Genomic DNA, 18,732 nt, shown 5'->3' on the forward strand with positions numbered 1-18,732 from the left:
CTTCGTGCCCGCCGCCCGCCAAAGGGGGAGCGGGCACGCCGCTTTTGGCTGGCCGGAGCTTAAGCGCAAGCCTCTATTTTGTGTTTTATAAAAAATAAACAACTACATATTGTGTTGTATTCGATGCCGTCCAGGCTTAAAAAAGTAGCTGACCGCAGGCTTGTGGAGTCGCATTATGGAGACGTGTTGAAGCGCCTGAGCCGGGCTGCTTTGACGGTGCGAGGGTTGCGTGATCGCGGTTGGTGAACAACGGCTTGGATAGAAGACAGGACAATGTGATGGACATGGTTGCCGGACACTCGCAGACGCAGCCCCCCGCGCTTGAGCGGATATCCTCGATTTCGCGCCAGATATGGGCTGACAAATACCGGCTTAAGAGCGACGGCGGAACGCCCATGGATATCACGATCGAGGACACCTGGCGCCGCATCGCCCGGGCGCTCGCCGCCGTGGAGGCGGAGCCGGCACTATGGGAGAGCCGGTTTTATACCGCGCTGGAGGATTTCAAGTTTTTGCCCGCGGGCCGCATCATCGCAGGGGCGGGCACCGACCGGCGGGTGACATTGTTCAACTGCTTTGTCATGGGCGACATCGAAGATGACCTCGGCAGTATTTTTTCGCATCTGCGCGAGGCCGCGCTGACCATGCAGCAGGGCGGCGGCATCGGCTATGATTTCTCAACGCTGCGGCCCAAGGGCGCGGTGGTGAAGGGCGTCAGCGCCGATGCGTCCGGCCCGCTCTCGTTCATGGATGTGTGGGATGCGATGTGCCGCACCATCATGTCCGCCGGGGCGCGGCGCGGCGCGATGATGGCGACGTTGCGTTGCGACCATCCTGATATCGAGGCGTTCATCGCCGCCAAGCGCGAGCCGGGGCGGTTGCGCAACTTCAATCTCTCGGTGCTGATCACCGATGCCTTCATGGCCGCTGTGGAGGCCGATGCTGACTGGCCGCTGGTGTTTGGCGGCACCACCTACCGCACCCTGCGCGCGCGCGCGCTGTGGGAGAGCGTGATGCGCGCGACCTATGACTACGCCGAGCCGGGCGTGCTGTTCATCGACCGCATCAACAAGCGCAACAACCTGTATTATTGCGAGACGATCCACTCCACCAACCCCTGCGCCGAGCAGCCGCTTCCGCCTTATGGCGCCTGCCTGCTGGGCTCGATCAATCTGGCCGCGCTGGTGCGCGAACCGTTCACGCCGGCGGCGCATCTCGATGAAGAGGCGTTGACCGAACTCGTCGCCGTCGCCGTGCGGATGATGGACAACACCATCGATGCCTCGGGCTTTCCGCTGGAGGCGCAGCACCAGGAGGCCATGGCCAAGCGGCGCATCGGCCTGGGGCTGACCGGGCTGGCCGACGCGCTGATGATGGTGGGCTTGCGCTATGGCACGCCCAAAGCGGCCGAGGCGGCGGAGCGTTGGGCACGCGAGGTTAACCGCGCTGCCTATATCGCCTCCGCCAGGCTCGCGGCCGAGAAAGCGCCGTTCCCGCTGTACGAGCAGGCGGCGTATCTGGCGGGCGAGACTGTGCGCGAACTCGATGCCGATGTGCGGGCGTTGATCGGCGAGCACGGCATCCGCAACGCGCTGCTCACCTCCATCGCGCCGACCGGCACGATCTCGCTGCTGGCCGATAATGTCTCCTCCGGCGTGGAGCCGGTGTTCGCGCATAGTTTCGTGCGCAAGGTGACCGAGCCCGATGGCTCAAAACGCGAGGAGCTGGTTGAGGATTATGCGGTGCGGCTGTATCGCGCGAAGTTTGGTGCGGAGGCGAAACTGCCCGATTATTTCGTGACGGCGCAGACGCTGACGCCGCTGGAGCATATCCGCATGCAGGCCGCGCTGCAGCGCCATGTCGATAGCGCCATCTCAAAGACCGTGAACGTGCCTGCGGATATTCCGTTCGAGGCGTTCCAGGAAGTGTACTTTGAGGCCTACCGCCAGGGCTGCAAGGGCTGCACCACCTACCGGCCCAACGCGATCACCGGCTCCATCCTCTCGGTCGCGCCCGAGCCCGCCAGCGACGCGGAGGCCGTGGCGGCGGCCGCGGCCATCCCGGTTGAGCCGAACCACTCGCCGATCCCCCGGCCGGGCAAGCTTGCGGGCAGCACCTACAAGCTGCGCTGGCTCGACAACGAACACGCCATGTACATCACCATCAACGACATTGAGGAAGCCGGGCGGCGGCGGCCGTTCGAGGTGTTCATCTCATCTGCGAACATGGAGCATTTCAGCTGGGTGGTGGCGCTGACGCGGATGATCTCGGCGGTGTTCCGCCGGGGCGGCGAAGTGGCGTTTGTGGCTGATGAGCTCAAGAATATTTTCGACCCGCGCGGCGGGCAATGGAGTGGCGGACGCTATGTGCCCTCGCTGATCGCCGCGATCGGCGGGATCATCGAGCAACACATGATCGAGACCGGGTTTCTGACCCCCGGCGGCCATGCCGATCATCAACCCCATGTTGCCAACCTCTCGGCACCGGCGGGCGCGCTTGGCATGATCTGTCCGCAATGCAACCAGCCCGGCGTTACGAAGGACGGCGGCTGCCTGAATTGCCACCAGTGCGGCTGGTCAAAATGCAGCTGAAGAGGCTGCGGTTTGAGGCTGCATGAACAAAATCAGCCGCAAGCTCACTCTAGCGGGCCTGGCGGGTGAGGAGCGTGATGGCCTGGGTGAGCGCGTTGGCAAGAGCGGCGGTTTGGGCCGCCGCTTGAGCGGCGGGGGTGGCGCCCTGTAGCGGCGCGGTGCCGGTGATGCGTTCTTGCACCAGGGGGAGCGCGCTGGCGGTGAGGCCAGCTGCGGGTTTTATGACGACCAGGGTGAGCACGGCGGTTGCCTGGTTTTTCTCAGGGTCGGCCAGCAGGGTTGTGAGTTCGCCCTCCAGAATGAGTGCGGGGGTAAGCCGGCTGCCCGGAGAGATGACGGCTGAGAAGGCGCCGCTGGCTTGCGTCCAGTTGATCAGGGCCTGGGTGACGGCATCCGCCGGGGCGGCGGCCCAGTTGTTGTAATAGTCAATGTTCAGGCTGCCGCCGGGTGCGAGCGATTGCAGGCCCTGCTGGTCGAGCCCCGGCGCGGCGGTGATGGCGCGCACCATGAGGATGGGGCCGGAGGGGTTGGCGGGGTTTTGCGCCGGGGGCTGAGGGTCAAGCGGCCAGGTTGTGCGCGGGATGTATTTTTGCGCGGGCAGCAGCGAGGCGCAGGCACTGAGCGCCAGCGGGGCACATAAACCGAGCGCCAGCGGGGCGAGGAAGGCGAAGCGGCGGTTCATGGTTTGGCTCCATCGGGGGGCGGTGGCGCGCTGAGCAGCACCTGGGATGGGTTGCGCGACAGCGCGGCGGAGAGTGCGCGCAAATTGGCGGTGGTGGCTTTCATGTCTTGCAGCATGGGCAGGAGCTGGGCCTGAAGGTCGGCTGTGGTCTCGTTGGCCTGGTTGATGGTGGCCTGGGAGGAGGCGACCAGGGCGGGCAGTTGCGCGCTGATTTTGGCGAGCTGCGCGGTGGTCTGGTTGAGCTGGGCGAGGATCTGCACCGTCTGCGGGCCGCTGGCGAGGGAGCGGATGGAGGCTGTGGTGGCGGGCAGGTCGGTCGCGGTGAGCGTGGTGTTGAGGTTGGTGAGCAGGGTGTTGGCTGCGGCCACGGCCTGATGCGCGTCGCCGGTGGTGATTTCATCGTGCAGCGTGGTGGTGAGCGCGCTGATCTGGGTGACGATCTGGCCGAGATCAACATGGCTGAGCGAGGACATCACCTGCTCCAGCGCGTCCTGAATTTGGGTGAGCGTGCTGGGTATGGAGGGGATGATGGTGGAATCGGGTAACCAGGGGACGGTGGCGATGGGGTATTGCTGCGGGTTGACGAAGCTCAGCTCCAGATAGGCGAGGCCCGTGATGCCCTGGGGTTCGATCTGCACGCGCAGGCCGTGGGCGATGGCGTTGGCGATATTGTTGGCGCGGCCGAGCTTTTTGGGGTCGATGGTGAAGCGGACGACGACCTGGTGGTAGACTTTCGCATCCTGGTTGCCGCTGGCGGGCGGGTATTCGGCCACGACGAGGCCGATGTCGGTGATTTTGCCTATGGTGACGCCGCGGAATTTGACGGCAGTGCCGGTGTCGAGCCCCTGCACGGATTCCTGGAAATAGGTCTCATAGGGCGTGCCGGGGTTAAGGGCCGCGCCGCTGAGGAAAAAGATGAGCGCCAGCAAGGCGATGAAGCCCGCGATGATGAACACGCCGACTCTGAGACCGGTACTCTGGGCGTTCATGACGGCGTCTCCCGGTTGAAGAAGGCTTTTACCATGGGGATTGTGGAATTGGCTTGTAATTCCCGCGGCTGGCCGAGCGCGATGAGGCCCTGGGCCTTGGCGTCCAGCATGGCGCAGCGGCCGGCGATGGCGAGGATGGAGGGCAGCTCATGTGTGACCACGACGAAGGTGGCGCCCAGGGTGTCACGCAGGTCGAGGATCAGGCGGTCAATTTCGGCGGAGGTGATGGGGTCAAGCCCGGCGGAGGGTTCGTCGAGCAGGAGGATCGGAGGGTCAAGCGCCAAGGCGCGGGCGATGGCGGCGCGCTTGACCATGCCGCCGGAGATTTCGGCGGGGAGACGCGCGGCGGCGGCGCCCAGGCCGACCAGGGCCAGTTTGATGCGCGCAACCTCATTGCGGGCGGCGGCCGGGAGGTCTGTGAAGACGGCGAGCGGGAGGGCGACGTTTTCCAGCAGGGTCATGGAGCCGAACAGGGCGCCGGACTGGAACATGACGCCGATGGTTTTGCGGACGGCCTCCACCTCATCGGCGACGGAATGGCCGGCCACGGTGATCTGGCCGGAAGTGGGCGCGAGCAGGCCGATGATCTGCTTGAGCAGGGTGGATTTGCCGCAGCCGGAGCCGCCGAGGATGGCGAAGATTTCGCCGGGCTCAATGTTGAAGCTGACATTTTTGAAGATGGTGCGGGTGCCGAATTTTTGCGCCACGTTCTGGATGGAGATGAGGGGCGCCATCTATAGCCCCAGCCGGTAGAACACGACCGCGAAAAGACCGTCGAGCAGGACGGTGGCGACAATGCCGCCGACGACCGCGGAGGTGGCGGCCTCGCCCACGGCGCGGGGGCCGTTGCCCGCGGTGAGGCCGGCGCGGCAGCCGATGAGGGCGAGCGCGGCGGCGAAGACCATTCCTTTGAACAGGCCGAGCAGAAAATCCTGCGGGCCGGTCGCGGAGGTGATCTGCGCGGTGATGGCGGAGGCGGGAAAGCCGAAAAGCATGAGGACGGAGCCCATGCCGAGCAGGCCGGAGACATCCATGGCGACGATGAGGGCGGGCATGACCAGCATGGCGGCGGCGATGCGCGGGAGGACCAGCATGGTCGCGGGGTCTATGCCCATGGTGGTGAGGGCTGCGATTTCCTCGTTGACCTGCATGGTGCCGAGCTCGGCGGCGAAGGCTGAGCCGGTGCGCCCGGCCAGGATGACGGCAACCAGAAGGGGGCCAAGCTCACGGAACAACGAAATGGCGACAAGGTTGGCGACGTAGAGATCGGCGCCGAACCGCTGCATGGGAATGGCGGATTGGAAGGCCAGGATCATGCCGATGAGGAAGCCGAGCATGAGGACCAGCGGGAGCGCCTGCTGACCGGCGCGGTCGGCAATGCGGAAGAAATCAGCGCCGCGCAGGAAGCGGAGTTTTCGCGGCAGACCAGTGAGGGCGAGAGCGGTGACGCCGAAGAATTCGATACGGATTTTGGCCTGCTCAAACAGGCCGGGGGGGCGTTCGGGTGTGGGGGTTCCGGGAGAAACGCCGGGGGGCGGCTGGGCGGCGCGGAGCCGGGCGAGCAAGGCGGTGGCGTGTGGGGTGGCGCCGGTGAGGGTGAGCGGGCCGCCGTGGGCGGTTTCCATCGAGAGGACGAGGGCGGCGCCGGACGTATCAAGGATTGTGGCGCCTGAGAGGTCCAGCGTGAGGGGGGTGCCGCTGGCGGCCCTGGCGGCGCTGATGGCCTGCGGCCAGAGCCTGCCCAGGCCCGGCGCGGTGAGCGGGCCGCTGAGCGCGATGCGGTTATCCGCCCGGGCGAGGCTGGCGCTCATGGGTGGTGGAGGAGTTGCTGGGTGCCGTCGTAGATCATGCTCAGGGATACATATAGGACGATTGCGATGCCGACCCAGGCCAGCCAGGGGAAACGGGTAAGCAATTTGGCGACCAGCGTGGCGGCGAAACCCATGAGGCCGACGGAGACGGCGAGGCCGGCCGCCAGGACGTAGGGGTGGGCATGGGCGGCGCCGGCGACGGCGAGGACGTTGTCGAGCGACATGGAGATGTCGGCGATGATGATGCGCCAGATGGCGGCGCGCAGGCGGCCGGCGGGTTTGATGCTGTGGTTGGCCTCGGCGCCATGCAGTTCGCGGGCGGATTTCCAGACGACCCAGAGGAGCAGGATGCCGCCGGCCAGGGTGAGGCCGAGGATGTGCAGCATCTGCAGCGCAACCAGGGCGAAGACGATGCGGATGACGGTGGCGCCAGCGATGCCGTACCAGATGGCCTGACGGCGCTGCGCCTGGGGCAGGCCGTTGACGGCCAGGCCGATGACGACGGCGTTGTCCCCGGCCAGAACGAGGTCGATCAGCAGGACTTGCAGCAGGATGGCAAGCAGCGGGAGCAACGCGGAGAGGTCCATGATGGGGAAGTGACTTGCGCTTGTGCGGCTTGTCAATGCGGGGGCGGAAGGCTAGGCGGGGCCTTGAGATTTTACATGAGGAGTTAGCCATGATCCCCCGCTATAGCCGCCCGCAGGCCGCCGCCATCTGGACGCAGGAGAACAAGTACAAGATCTGGTTCGAGATAGAGGCGCTGGCCTGCGAGGGGATGGCCGAGGCCGGGTTGATCCCGCGCGAGGCGGCGGCAGTGATCCGGGCGAAAGGCGGTGCGAAGCTGGCGGTGATTGATGCCGCGGATGTGGAGCGCATTGACGAGATCGAGCGTGAGACGCGCCATGATGTGATCGCGTTTTTGACCTGGCTGGCGGAGAGCGTGGGGCCGGAGAGCCGGTTCGTGCATCAGGGGCTGACCTCAAGCGATGTGTTGGACACATGTTTGGCGGTGCAGCTGACGCAGGCGGCGGATTTGTTGCTGGCGGATATCGATGAGGTGCTGGCGGCGCTGAAGAAGCGGGCGCTGGAACATAAATATACGCTGACCATCGGCCGCAGCCATGGGATTCATGCCGAGCCGACCAGTTTTGGGCTGAAGCTGGCGGGGCATTATGCGGAGTTCGCGCGCAACCGGGAACGGCTGGTGGCGGCGCGGGCCGAGATTGCCACCTGCGCGATATCCGGCGCGGTGGGCACGTTCGCGCATGTGGACCCTCGGGTTGAGGCATATGTGGCCTCAAGGTTGGGGCTGGCGGTGGAGCCGGTTTCGACCCAGGTGATCCCGCGCGACCGGCATGCGGCGTTTTTCGCGGCGCTGGGGGTGATTGCGTGCGGGATCGAGCGGCTGGCGACCGAGGTGCGGCATTTGCAGCGCTCGGAAGTGCGCGAGGCGGAGGAGTTTTTCCACGCCGGGCAGAAGGGTTCGTCAGCGATGCCGCATAAGCGCAATCCTGTGCTCTCGGAGAATTTATGCGGCCTGGCGCGGCTGGTGCGCGCGGCGGTGGTGCCGGCGATGGAGAATGTGGCGCTGTGGCATGAGCGCGATATCAGCCATTCCTCGGTCGAGCGCGGGATTGGGCCGGATGCGACCGTGACGCTGGATTTCGCGCTCAGCCGGCTGGCGGGGATGATGGATAAGCTCACGATCTACCCCGAGCGGATGCGCGAGAACATGGACAGCCTGGGCGGGGTTGTGCATTCGGGCGAGGTGTTGCTGGCGCTGACCAAGGCGGGGATTTTGCGCGAGGATGCGTATAAGATCGTGCAGCGCAACGCGATGGCGACCTGGACGAAGCTGGGGCAGCCGGAAGCGCGCGATTTCCGCGCCAATTTGCTGGCCGATGAAGAGGTCGCGGGGCGGGTGAGCGAAGCGCAGATTGATGCGGCGATGGCCTCCGAGATGCATCTGGGGCAGGTGGATGTGATCTTCAAGCGCGTGTTTGGGTAGGGTTTGCGCGCGTGTGTTCCATCATTCTGCGGATTGACGCGCAAGGCGTGTTCATTGGCGCCAACCGCGATGAGATGGTGGAACGCGCCTGGGAGCCGCCGGGGGAGTTCTGGCCGGGGGTGATCGCCGGGCGGGATAGACTCGCGGGCGGCACCTGGCTGGGGATGAACCGGCATGGCGTGGTGGCGGCGGTGCTGAACCGGACCGGCACGCTGGGACCGGCGGCGGGCAAACGCAGCCGGGGGGAATTGCCGGTGATGGCGCTGGGGGAAGCTTCGGCGAGCGCGGCGGCGCAGGTTTTGGCCGGGCTGGATGCAGGAGCGTACCGGCCGTTTAATCTGGTGGTGGCGGATGCGGCGGGCGCGTTTTTATTACGCGGGCTGGGCGAGGGAAAGCCGGATGTGGCGCGGCTGGGCGAAGGGGTGACGATGATTACCTCCGGTGAGCCGAATGATGTGGCGCATCCGCGAATTGCCAGGCATTTGCCAAGGTTTTCGGCGGCGGCGTTTGAGGATTGGGCGGCGCTACTGGCGGACGCCGCCGGGGATTGGGAGACGACGCTGAATATTCCCGAGAAGGATGGGTTCGGCACGGTGTGTTCGTCATTGATCGCCCTGCCCTGCCCTCCCGGAAAGCCAGAATGGTGGTTTGCGGCGGGACGGCCGGATGCGGTGGGGTTTGTTGCCGTCGCCGTGTAAATTCGTTGGACGGCCTGGTGGAATGCGCTAAGCTGTTCCGCTAGCCGGAACGGTAAGAAATGAGGGGAGCGAAATCATGATAAAAATCCTGTTGCTTTTGGTGTTTGTGATGGTTTTGGCCGTGCCGTTTTATAACCGGCTCACGCCCGCTCTGTTCGGGTTTCCGTTTTTCTACTGGTTTCAGATCGCGCTGGTGCCGGTGGCCTCGCTGCTGATTTATATCGTCTACCGGGTTGAGCACGGGGGAGAAAAATAATGGCCTATCCCGCAGCAACCCTTGTGTTTCTGGCGCTGATCGCCGTGGTGATCGTGCTGGGTTTCACCGCCGCGCGGTGGAATGCCGGGAATTTGGAACATATCGAGGAATGGGGGTTGGGCGGGCGGCGCTTTGGCACCTGGGTTTCGTGGTTTTTGATCGGCGGTGATGCCTATACGGCCTACACGTTCATTGCGATTCCGGCACTGATGTTCGGCGCCGGGGCGGTCGGGTTTTTCGCCTTGCCTTATACCGTGCTGATCTATCCGATTTTGTATCTGGTGTTTCCCAAACTTTGGAAAGTTGCGCATAAATACGGGTATATTACTGGGCCGGAGTTTGTGCGCGGGCGCTATGGCAACAAGCATCTGGCGCTCGCGATCGGGCTGACGGGGATTTTCGCCACCATGCCCTATATCGCGCTGCAGTTGATCGGCATGCAGACGGTGATCGGCGCGTTGGGAATTCCCGGGCATGTGCCGTTGATTCTGGCGTTCACGGTGCTGGCGGCGTTCACCTATACCTCCGGGCTGCGCGCGCCGGCGATGATCGCGATTGTGAAGGATCTGCTGATTTATCTGACCGTGATTGTCGCGGTGATTGTGATACCGGCGGAACTTGGAGGATTTGGCGCGGTCTTTGCCAAGATTGCGCCCGCCAAGCTGCTGCTGGCGGCACCCCCCGCGGGCAGCACCGGGGCCTATAGCGGCTATGCGACGCTGGCGCTTGGCTCGGCGATGGCGCTGTTTTTGTATCCGCATACCACGACCGGGATTTTGAGCTCATCGGGGCCGCAGGTGATAAGGCGCAATGCGGTGCTGCTGCCCGCCTATTCCATCATGCTCGGGTTGCTGGCGCTGGTGGGGTATATGGCGGTGGCTTCCGGGGTGAAGGACATGCCGCAATTTGCCGCCGGGTTTAAGCAATATGGCACCAGCTTCGCGGTGCCGGCGCTGGTGCTTGAGGCGTTCCCCGGCTGGTTCGCGGGGGTGGCGTTTGGCGCGATCGCGATCGGCGCGCTGGTGCCGGCCGCGATCATGGCCATCGCCTCGGCGAATATTTTCACCCGCGATATTTATTCGCAGTTCATGCCGGGAAGTGTCGCGAGCGGGGAGGCGAAGGTGGCGAAACTCTTCTCGCTGGTGATGGTGGCAGGGGCGCTGGTGTTTATTCTGGTGATCCCCACCACCTACGCGGTGCAGCTCCAGCTATTGGGGGGCATGTGGATTATCCAGACGTTTCCGGCGATCGTGTTCTCGGTGTTCACGCGGTTTTTTAACGGCTGGGCGTTGTTGGCGGGGTGGGCCGTGGGGATCATCAGCGCCACATGGCTGGTGGCGCTGAACCATTTCGCGGGGTCGATCTGGGCGTTTCATGTGCTGGGCTTCACGCTGCCGAGCTATATCGCGCTGGCGACGGTGCTGCTGAATGCGGTGGTGGCTGCGGTGTTGAGCCTGCCGATGAATGCGTTCTGCTCGGATCGCGCGGGCGACGAGACCCGCGCCGAGGATTATGTTTAGCCCGATCGCTTTAAGTGCGATCAGGCTAAGCATTTTTCTGAGGGCGATTCACGCTTTCGGCTCGCTCGGTTGAGCGAACCTCAAACGATCGCACTCTAGAAAATTTTATTGATAATATCGTCACCGATGCCGAAACCGGCGCCGGTGACGATGGCGCGGCCGAAGCCGGAGTTGAGCAGGCCGCCGAGCAGGCCGCCCATGTTGTTTTGCATGTTGTTCTGCTGCGGGTAGTAGCCGTTGTTCGGCGGCGGGTAGGCAGCGGGCTGGTTGCCCCAGGGCGAGGATTGCGGCGGGAGTTGCTGGACCTGCGGCTGCTGGGCCTGGGTCTGCTGGGCTTGCGTCTGCTGGGCCTCGACAAAATTATGCAGCGATTGGAGCAGGTTGGAGACCTGATTCTGCTCCGCCTGGATGGCCAGGGCGATGCTTTTAAGGTCGAGGAACCATTCCCGCGCGTTGGGGTCACCCGCCTGAACGGCGGCTTGCAGCTTGACCGCCAGCTCCTTCAGCTCCGCCACGGTCTGCTGGGCCTGAGACTGTAGCTGGTTGTAGTTGCTGTCGATGGTCTGGATGTCCATAGCCACGGCCCTCTTCTGAAACGCCTATAGACCGAATAAATCGCCGGAATCAGGGATTTTGCAACCCCTGGTATGGGGTTTTAGGCAAACTTATACGGAATCGCGAGACTGGCGATAGGCGGCGCAGGCGTCGCCGAAGGCGTTGAAGAGGCGTTTGCGGTCGGGGAAATGGGTGACTTCCCATTCCGGGTGCCATTGCACGGCGATGGCGAAATTTTTCGCGCCCTCGACGCGCACGGCCTCGATGGTGCCGTCCGGTGCCGTGCCCTCGACCACCAGGCCGGCGGCCAGCTGGTCAATCGCCTGGCCGTGGAGGGAGTTCACCTGGATTGTTTCCGCGCCGGAGATGCGGGCGAGTTCACCTGAGAGCGTGACCTCGTGCTTGACAGCGAAGCGGTGTTCGCCCTCGCCGGAGCGGTGGTCCATGCGGCCGGGCTGGAGGTGAACCTCCTGGAACAAGGTGCCGCCGAGGGCGACGTTGAGCTCCTGCATGCCGCGGCAGATGCATAAAACGGGGATGCCACGGTCCAGCGCCGCGAGGATGAGCGGGATGGTGGTGGCGTCGCGCTCGGGGTCATGGGCGTCGGGGGTGGCGTCAAAATCGGCGCCGTAGCGCAGCGGGGCGACGTTGGAGGGGCTGCCGTTGAACATGATGCCGTCAAGGCGGTCGAGCAGGCCGCGCATCTGCTCGCCCTCGGGGGGGATGAGGATGGGAATGGCGTTGGAAGCGGCGATCAGCGAGGCGCCGTAGCGCGCCGGGGTGGCGTGCTGGACGTAGCCGGCGATGAATTTGGTGCAGGCGGGAATGCCGATGATGCTCTGGGTCATGCTCTTTTTAACTCTCCGTTGGAGAAAAACTTAAACTGGGGCGCAGGGCGGCGGCAAGCACCACGGCGGCGGCGCATAGCAGCATCGCGGCGGCCATGGGTCTGGCCGTGCCGTCGGCCAGCACGCCCATGAGCAGGCCGGTGATGGCGCCACCGATGAATTGCATGGTGCCGAGCAGGGCCGAGGCGCTGCCGGCATGCGCCTGGTGGCGCGAGAGGGCGCCGACCAGGGAACAGGGCAGCAAAAGGCCGAAGCCGAGTTCGGAGAAAGCGAGCATGCCCGCGAGCGGGTAAGGGCCGTGCGGGTTCCAGGCCATGACCACCAGGCCGAGGCAGGCGATGAGCAGGACGGCGCCTGCCAGGGTGATGACCCGCGCAACGCCAAAACGTGTCACCAGCGCGGGGTTAAGCTGGTTGAAGCCGATGTAGGCGATGGAGTTGACGCCAAACAGTGCCGCGTAGCCGGTGGTGTTCCATCCGTATTCGTTGATGAAGACCTGGGGCGTGGCGGCGAGATAGGCGAACAGGGCCGCCGAGGTGAAGGCGCCTACGCAGGCATGGGTGAGAAAGGCGCGTTCGCGGAAGATCGCGCCGTAGCGAAGCAGCACGGGGATGAAGCCAAGGCGGGTGCGGCGCGAGAGGGGCAAGGTGTCGGGCAGGAAGAACCAGATGGCGGCGACCGCCGCCACGCCGTAGAGCGTGCAGATGGCGAAAATAATCCGCCAGCTCGCGAACATGACACAAAGCGAGCCCAGCATGGGCGCGGCGACGGGGGCGGCGCCCATGACCAGCATGAGTTTGGAAAACAATCTGGCGGCGGCTGGGCCATCGGCCAGATCGCGCACCATGGCGCGAGGGATGACAACACCCGCCGAGGCGCCGAGCGCCGTGAGAAAACGAAAGACGATGAAGCTCTCGACATTCCAGCTCAGCCAGCAGCCGGTGCTGGCGATGGTGTAGATGATGAGGCCCGCCAGCAGCGGCGTGCGCCGGCCCATGCGGTCAGCCAGGGCGCCCTGGGTCATCTGGCCGATGGCAAGGCCGATGAAATAGGCGGCCAGCGAATATTGCGGCGCCGCCGCGCTGTGAAGGTCGCGCGCGATGGCGGGGAAGGCCGGGAGGTACATGTCGGTCGAGACGGGGCCGACGGCGATGAGGAAGCCCAGCAGAATCGGAAGATTTTTATTGATTAGCCGGGCCATGCGCTGAACTTAAAGGGGCAATGGGAGCGCCGGAACCCCTGAAAAATGCAACCGAGACCTGAATTGGAGCTTCCCGGTTTAAATTTCCGGGGGTTTGTTGTAGGCCATGGGCCATGGCACGCACATCTGAACTGAGCAGAAAGACTTCTGAAACCGATATTGTGGTCCGGCTGGACCTTGATGGCACCGGCAGGACCGAGATCGCGACCGGGGTTGGGTTTTTTGACCACATGCTGAACGCCTTTGGCCGGCATGGGCTGTTTGACCTGAACATCCGCGCGGTGGGGGATCTGCATATCGACGCGCACCACACGGTTGAGGATGTGGGCATCGTGCTCGGGCAGACGCTGGGCTCGGCGCTGGATGTGAAGCGCGGGATCAGCCGGTTTGGCCAGGCCAGCGTGCCGATGGATGAGGCGCTGGTGGAGGCGGTGGTGGATTTGTCCGGGCGGCCGTTTGTCGCCTGGGGGGTCAGCTTCGAGCGGCCGATGCTGGGCGGCATGGATACGCAGCTGATCGAGGAGTTTTTCCGCGCGCTGGCGGGGAACGGGCTGTTCAACCTGCATGTGCGCCAGCTCGCCGGGACCAATGCGCATCACGTCGCGGAGGCCACGTTCAAGGCGGTGGCGCGGGCGTTGAAGATGGCGGTGGCGATTGAGCCGCGCGCGGCGGGGGAGATACCCTCGACCAAGGGCGTGATCTAAGGACCATGCTTGTAACGGTCATTGACTACAACAGCGGAAATCTGGCGTCCGCGGCGCGGGGGCTTGTGCTGGCGGCGGCGCAGCGCGGCATAAAGGCGGATGTGCGTATTACCGCCGACCCGGATGTGGTGGCGCGGGCGGATCGGATTGTGCTGCCGGGCCAGGGGGCGTTCGCCGATTGCGCCGCCGGGCTGGCGGGGGTGGACGGGCTGGAAGAGGCCATGTTTGCGCGCGTGGACGCGGGGGCGCCGTTTCTGGGCATTTGCGTTGGCATGCAGCTGATGGCCGAGCGCGGGCTGGAGCATGAGGTGACGCCGGGTTTCGGCTGGGTGCGCGGCGAGATCCGGGCGCTGCCCGCGCCAGGGCTGCGCCTGCCGCATATGGGCTGGAACGAGCTGGCGTTCGAGCCGGGGTCGCATAAATTGCTGGAGGGCCTGCAGCCGGGCGACCATGCTTATTTCGTGCATTCCTACGCGCTGGCCGGGGCCGACCCGGCGCAATTGCTGGCCACGACCGATTACGGCGGGCCGGTGGTGGCGATGGTGGCGCATGGCAACCGGGCGGGCACGCAGTTTCATGCCGAGAAGAGTCAGCAGGTGGGTTTGCGGATTTTGGGCAACTTCCTGGAATGGTCGCCTTAAAGTGGCATCTTCACGGTAGATGACTTGATTACGCGGGCCGCACGCGCGATTAGGCAGCGGTGAAACAAGATATGCCCCCACCGGCCACGCTGTTGGCCGAACGACTGGAACGCTTCGAGCATGAGGCGGATGTGCATGCGCTGGCAGAGGCCACGATCGCGGCGATTCTCAATGGCGGCGGGTTCGGCTGGGTGAAGCCGCCGAAGGCCAGCGTGGTCGAGCAATATTTTAAAGGCGTGGCGCTGGTGCCGGAACGCGAGTTGATCGTGGGGCGGATGGACGGCGTGATTTATGGCGCGATCCAACTCGTGCGGCCCTCGCGCAATAACGAGGCGCAGGCGTTTGCGGCCACGCTGATGCATCATTTCGTGGCGCCCTATGCGCGCGGGCACGGGCTGGCGCGGCTGATGCTGCTTTGTGCCGAGGATCAGGCGCTCAAACTGGGGTATCAGGTGTTGAACCTGGATGTGCGCGAGACGCAGACCGGGGCGATTTCGCTCTATGAGGCTTGCGGGTTTACGCGCTGGGGGACGCATCCGGCCTATGCGCGGGTGAAGGGGGCCACTGTGGCGGGGCATTTTTATTACAAGAAGCTGAGCAAATGACCTTAACGCTGTATCCGGCAATCGACCTGAAGGATGGTGCCTGCGTGCGGCTGCTGCGCGGCGAGATGGACCAGGCGACGGTTTATGGGGAAGATCCTGGCAAACAGGCGCAGGCCTGGGAGGCGGCGGGGTTTGGCTGGATTCATGTGGTGGATTTGAACGGCGCGTTTGCCGGGCGGCCGGTGAATGGCGAGGCGGTAAGGGCGATTTTGGCTGCCGTGAGCGTGCCTGTGCAGTTGGGCGGCGGGATAAGGGACTTGGCGGGGATTGAGAGCTGGCTGGCGGCCGGGGTGAACCGGGTGATTCTGGGCAGCGCGGCTGCGAAAAACCCGGCGCTGGTGTTTGAGGCGTGCCAAAAATTTCCAGGGCGGATTGTGGTGGGCATCGATGCCAAGGCGGGCATGGTGGCGACCGAGGGATGGGCTGAGACATCGAACCTGCGGGCGGCGGATTTGGCGGTGCGGCTGCAGGATGCGGGGATTGCCGGGATAATCTACACCGATATCGCGCGTGACGGGATGAAGACCGGGTTGAACCTGGAGGAGACGGCGGCGCTGGCCGATGCGGTGAATGTGCCGGTGATCGCCTCGGGCGGAGTCGCCGGAGTCGCCGATATTGTGGCGCTGAAGGCGGCGGCGCGGCAAAGCCCCAATCTAAACGGCGCGATTCTCGGGCGCGCGCTTTATGACGGTAGCCTGAAGCCCGCCGAGGCGCTGGCGGCATGCTGAAGTTGCGGGTGATCCCCTGCCTGGATGTGAAGGACGGGCGCGTGGTGAAGGGCGTTAACTTCGTCTCGCTGCGCGATGCCGGAGACCCGGTGGAGCAGGCGGTGGTGTATGACGCCGCCGGGGCGGATGAGCTGACGTTTCTGGATATTACCGCAAGCTCGGACAACCGCGATACGATCCTCGATGTGGTCTCGCGCACAGCGGAGAAGGTGTTTCTGCCGCTGACCGTGGGTGGGGGAATACGCAGCACCGGTGATATGCGCCGGCTGCTGCTGGCGGGGGCGGATAAATGCAGCATCAACTCGGCCGCGATCAGCCGGCCGGAGCTGGTGGCCGAGGCGGCGCGGAAATTTGGCAGCCAGTGCGTGGTGGTGGCGATTGATGCGCGTCAGTCCGCCCCGGACAAATGGGAGGTGTTCTCGCACGGCGGGCGGACCAATACCGGGCTGGATGTGATTGAGTGGGCGAAGCAGATGGAAAGCCTGGGGGCGGGAGAAATTTTGCTGACCTCGATGGACCGCGACGGCACCGGCAAGGGGTTTGACCTGGAGTTGCTGCGGCGCATCTGCGCGGCGGTGCGCCTGCCGGTGATCGCCTCGGGCGGGGTGGGGACGCTGCAGCACTTCGTGGAGGGCGCGCAGGCCGGGGCGACCGGGCTGCTGGCCGCCAGCGTGTTCCATTTTGGCCAGTTCACCATCACCCAGGTTAAGGAGGCTTTGGCGGCTGCAGGCTTGCCGGTGCGCCTGCCGCGCGCGATACTCCAAAGCTAGAAGGAGTCGCAAGAACCGCCGATGGCCAAGAAAATCGCCAAATCCACCGCTGCCGTGCCGAAGAAGAAGCAGGTTTCGCGCGCCAGCACCGTGACCATGCCGCCGCCGCTGGATGCACCGGATGCGCGCGTGCTGGACCGGCTGTGGGCAACGGTGCTCTCGCGCAAGGATGCCAGCCCCTCAGAGAGCCATTCAGCCCGGCTGTTGGCGCGCGGGACCGCGAAGATCGCGCAGAAGTTTGGCGAAGAGGCGGTGGAATGCGTGATCGAGGCGGTGGCCGGGCACAAGCCTTCGCTGATCGCCGAAAGTGCTGATGTGCTCTACCATCTGCTCGTGCTATGGGTAGATGCAGGCTTGCGGCCTGAACACATATGGGCGGAGCTGAGCCGCCGCGAGGGGTTGAGCGGAATCGCGGAAAAGGCAGCGCGCAAGCCTTTGGCGATGGAGGGGTTGCCGACAAAAAAAATTCCATAAAGAATTTTTTTGAAATAGCCGGGTCAGACTGCTTTCCTGAGACCAAAATTACATTATGGAGGTGTCATGAGCTATGATACCATGAATGTTTTCGCCCGGATTTTGCGCGGTGAAATACCGTGCGAAAAACTCTACGAAGATGAGTTTGCGCTGGCGTTTCCCGATATTCGGCCGGCCGCGCCCTGCCATGTGCTGGTGATCCCCAAGGGGGCGTATATTTCCATCGCCGATTTTGGCGCCAAGGCCAGCCCGGAAGAGATTACCGGGTTTTTTCGCGCCGTGGCGCTGGTGGCCAAGCGCTTAGGTGTTGAGGAGAGCGGCTACCGGCTGCTCGCCAATGCCGGGCCGGATAGCCATCAGGAAGTGCCGCATTTCCATGTGCATATCCTCGGGGGGCGCAGACTCGGACCATTGCTTACTCCCGCATGAAGCCGCCCTCCCCCCAACCGGAAGGCTCCGCGCTGGAAGTGCTGCGGGCGTTTTTTGTGCTGGGGCTGACATCGTTTGGCGGACCGGTGGCGCATTTTGGGTATTTTCGCCGGGAGTTTGTGGAAAAACGCGCCTGGCTGAGCGAGCATGATTACTCCGGGCTGCTTGCGCTATGCCAGTTTCTGCCGGGACCGGCATCCAGCCAGACCGGCTTTTGCATAGGGCTGAAACGCGCCGGGTGGCGGGGCGGGCTGGCGGCCTGGGTGGGGTTCACCCTGCCCTCGGCTTTGCTGATGCTGGCCCTGGCGCATTGGATGGACATGTTCCAGGGCATGCCGATGGCGCGCGGGGCGCTGCATGGGTTGCAGCTGGCGGCAGTGGCCGTGGTGGCGCAGGCGGTGTGCGTGATGGCGCGCAGCCTTTGTCCTGATACGCCGCGCCGGGCGCTCGCACTGCTGGCGGCGGCGATTTTGGGGCTGCAGCCTGATACGGCCGGACAGATATTGGTGTTGGTGATCGGCGCGGTGATTGGCCGCCTGGCGCTGGAGCAGGACAGGCCCGCAGCACCTTTCAGGCCGGCTGCGGGGATATCCCTGCGGACGCATCGCGCGGCGCTGCTGTGCATGCTGGCGTTTCTGGTGTTGCTTATACTGGCCTTTCTGGCGCCTGAGAGCGGCGTGCTGGCGCTGTTCGGGGCGTTTTACCGCGCGGGGGCGCTGGTATTCGGCGGCGGGCATGTGGTGCTGCCGCTGCTGCGCGACGCGGTGGTGGTGCCGGGCTGGATTTCGCCGCGGTGGTTTTTGGCCGGTTATGGCGCGGCGCAGGCCGTGCCGGGGCCATTGTTCACCGTGGCGGCGTTTTTGGGCGCGCTGGCCAGCGGCGGCCCCGGTGGCCTATTGGGGGCCACGGTTGCCACCATGGCGATTTTTCTGCCGGGCCTGCTGATAGTGGCGGCCACCCTCCCCTACTGGGAGGTTTTGCGCGGCCGGCGCGGCCTGGCGTCGGCGATGATGGGCGTGAATGCCGCCGTGGTCGGGTTGCTGGGAGCGGCGTTGATTAATCTGTTGACCCTGAGCACGATGCGGAGCGTCTGGGATTTGCCTATTACCGCCGCTGCGCTGCTGCTGCTCACGGTGGGGCGCGCAAGGCCGCTGCTGGTGGTGGTGTTCTGCGCCGCCGCCGGGATGGTGCTTTAGCCTGATCGCTTTAAGTGCGATCAGGC

General features: G+C 64.6%; 21 protein-coding genes. 13 read left to right on the forward strand and 8 right to left on the reverse strand.

Annotated elements, in window-relative coordinates; genetic code table 11:
- Window positions 1–254: 254 nt before the first annotated feature.
- Window positions 255–2,591, forward strand: a complete 2,337-nt coding sequence (locus QQJ84_RS13625) for an adenosylcobalamin-dependent ribonucleoside-diphosphate reductase (RefSeq protein WP_456304815.1) — start codon at window positions 255–257, stop codon at window positions 2,589–2,591.
- A gap of 49 nt (window positions 2,592–2,640) precedes the next feature.
- Here QQJ84_RS13625 and QQJ84_RS13630 read toward each other — a convergent pair whose 3' ends face one another.
- From QQJ84_RS13630 to QQJ84_RS13650, 5 genes are read right to left on the reverse strand one after another with little or no spacing between them, the layout of a single operon-like run.
- Complete coding sequence (locus QQJ84_RS13630) at window positions 2,641–3,273, reverse strand: ABC-type transport auxiliary lipoprotein family protein (RefSeq protein ID WP_284258841.1); 633 nt, start codon at window positions 3,271–3,273, stop codon at window positions 2,641–2,643.
- Window positions 3,270–4,262, reverse strand: a complete 993-nt coding sequence (locus QQJ84_RS13635) for an MlaD family protein (protein ID WP_284258842.1) — start codon at window positions 4,260–4,262, stop codon at window positions 3,270–3,272. Before QQJ84_RS13635 ends, QQJ84_RS13630 begins: the two co-directional genes overlap by 4 nt.
- Window positions 4,259–4,996: an ABC transporter ATP-binding protein gene (locus QQJ84_RS13640; protein ID WP_284258843.1), complete on the reverse strand. Its 738-nt coding sequence runs from the start codon at window positions 4,994–4,996 to the stop codon at window positions 4,259–4,261. Before QQJ84_RS13640 ends, QQJ84_RS13635 begins: the two co-directional genes overlap by 4 nt.
- Complete coding sequence (locus QQJ84_RS13645) at window positions 4,997–6,073, reverse strand: ABC transporter permease (RefSeq protein ID WP_284258844.1); 1,077 nt, start codon at window positions 6,071–6,073, stop codon at window positions 4,997–4,999.
- Window positions 6,070–6,660: a TerC family protein gene (locus tag QQJ84_RS13650; protein ID WP_284258845.1), complete on the reverse strand. Its 591-nt coding sequence runs from the start codon at window positions 6,658–6,660 to the stop codon at window positions 6,070–6,072. Before QQJ84_RS13650 ends, QQJ84_RS13645 begins: the two co-directional genes overlap by 4 nt.
- An 89-nt stretch (window positions 6,661–6,749) precedes the next feature.
- Between QQJ84_RS13650 and purB the strand changes: the two genes are divergently transcribed.
- From purB to mctP, 4 genes are all read left to right on the forward strand, one after another.
- Window positions 6,750–8,081, forward strand: a complete 1,332-nt coding sequence (gene purB, locus QQJ84_RS13655) for an adenylosuccinate lyase (RefSeq protein ID WP_284258846.1) — start codon at window positions 6,750–6,752, stop codon at window positions 8,079–8,081.
- Window positions 8,082–8,092: 11 nt separating this feature from the next.
- Window positions 8,093–8,779, forward strand: a complete 687-nt coding sequence (locus QQJ84_RS13660; protein WP_284258847.1) for an NRDE family protein — start codon at window positions 8,093–8,095, stop codon at window positions 8,777–8,779.
- A 76-nt stretch (window positions 8,780–8,855) separates the two neighbouring features.
- Window positions 8,856–9,035 carry a DUF3311 domain-containing protein gene (locus tag QQJ84_RS13665; RefSeq protein WP_284258848.1) on the forward strand — a complete coding sequence of 60 codons (180 nt, stop codon included), beginning with the start codon at window positions 8,856–8,858 and terminating at the stop codon, window positions 9,033–9,035.
- A complete protein-coding gene (gene mctP / locus QQJ84_RS13670; RefSeq protein ID WP_284258849.1) occupies window positions 9,035–10,555 on the forward strand; it encodes a monocarboxylate uptake permease MctP in 1,521 nt (506 codons plus the stop codon). Before QQJ84_RS13665 ends, mctP begins: the two co-directional genes overlap by 1 nt.
- A gap of 95 nt (window positions 10,556–10,650) precedes the next feature.
- On the opposite strand, the gene QQJ84_RS13675 is transcribed toward mctP, so the two are convergent.
- The 3 genes from QQJ84_RS13675 to QQJ84_RS13685 all read right to left on the reverse strand — a co-directional run bounded on the left by QQJ84_RS13675 (window position 10,651) and on the right by QQJ84_RS13685 (window position 13,159).
- Entirely contained in the window at window positions 10,651–11,130 is a 480-nt protein-coding gene (locus tag QQJ84_RS13675; protein WP_284258850.1) for a hypothetical protein, read from the reverse strand.
- Between the two features lie 90 nt (window positions 11,131–11,220).
- Complete coding sequence (locus QQJ84_RS13680) at window positions 11,221–11,958, reverse strand: gamma-glutamyl-gamma-aminobutyrate hydrolase family protein (protein WP_284258851.1); 738 nt, start codon at window positions 11,956–11,958, stop codon at window positions 11,221–11,223.
- 7 nt (window positions 11,959–11,965) lie between these two features.
- Complete coding sequence (locus QQJ84_RS13685) at window positions 11,966–13,159, reverse strand: multidrug effflux MFS transporter (RefSeq protein WP_284258852.1); 1,194 nt, start codon at window positions 13,157–13,159, stop codon at window positions 11,966–11,968.
- Between the two features lie 113 nt (window positions 13,160–13,272).
- Here QQJ84_RS13685 and hisB point away from each other — a divergent pair, with 113 nt between their 5' ends.
- From hisB to chrA, 8 genes are all read left to right on the forward strand, one after another.
- Entirely contained in the window at window positions 13,273–13,863 is a 591-nt protein-coding gene (hisB, locus tag QQJ84_RS13690; RefSeq protein ID WP_284258853.1) for an imidazoleglycerol-phosphate dehydratase HisB, read from the forward strand.
- A gap of 5 nt (window positions 13,864–13,868) precedes the next feature.
- On the forward strand, window positions 13,869–14,504 hold the full coding sequence (hisH, locus tag QQJ84_RS13695) for an imidazole glycerol phosphate synthase subunit HisH (RefSeq protein WP_284258854.1): 636 nt from the start codon (window positions 13,869–13,871) through the stop codon (window positions 14,502–14,504).
- Window positions 14,505–14,575: 71 nt separating this feature from the next.
- Window positions 14,576–15,109, forward strand: a complete 534-nt coding sequence (locus QQJ84_RS13700) for a GNAT family N-acetyltransferase (RefSeq protein WP_284258855.1) — start codon at window positions 14,576–14,578, stop codon at window positions 15,107–15,109.
- On the forward strand, window positions 15,106–15,837 hold the full coding sequence (hisA, locus tag QQJ84_RS13705) for a 1-(5-phosphoribosyl)-5-[(5-phosphoribosylamino)methylideneamino]imidazole-4-carboxamide isomerase (RefSeq protein WP_284258856.1): 732 nt from the start codon (window positions 15,106–15,108) through the stop codon (window positions 15,835–15,837). The genes QQJ84_RS13700 and hisA overlap by 4 nt, the downstream gene beginning before the upstream one ends.
- The gene (gene hisF, locus QQJ84_RS13710; RefSeq protein ID WP_284258857.1) at window positions 15,831–16,607 is read left to right on the forward strand and encodes an imidazole glycerol phosphate synthase subunit HisF; all 777 of its coding nucleotides are present in this window, start codon (window positions 15,831–15,833) and stop codon (window positions 16,605–16,607) included. The genes hisA and hisF overlap by 7 nt, the downstream gene beginning before the upstream one ends.
- Window positions 16,608–16,703: 96 nt before the next feature.
- On the forward strand, window positions 16,704–17,081 hold the full coding sequence (locus tag QQJ84_RS13715; protein WP_284258909.1) for a phosphoribosyl-ATP diphosphatase: 378 nt from the start codon (window positions 16,704–16,706) through the stop codon (window positions 17,079–17,081).
- 66 nt (window positions 17,082–17,147) lie between these two features.
- Entirely contained in the window at window positions 17,148–17,510 is a 363-nt protein-coding gene (locus tag QQJ84_RS13720) for a histidine triad nucleotide-binding protein (RefSeq protein ID WP_284258858.1), read from the forward strand.
- A complete protein-coding gene (gene chrA, locus QQJ84_RS13725; protein ID WP_284258859.1) occupies window positions 17,507–18,706 on the forward strand; it encodes a chromate efflux transporter in 1,200 nt (399 codons plus the stop codon). The genes QQJ84_RS13720 and chrA overlap by 4 nt, the downstream gene beginning before the upstream one ends.
- The last annotated feature ends 26 nt before the right edge of the window (window positions 18,707–18,732 follow it).

Source organism: Acidocella aquatica, assembly GCF_030160635.1.
Taxonomy (GTDB): Bacteria; Pseudomonadota; Alphaproteobacteria; order Acetobacterales; family Acetobacteraceae; genus Acidocella; species Acidocella aquatica.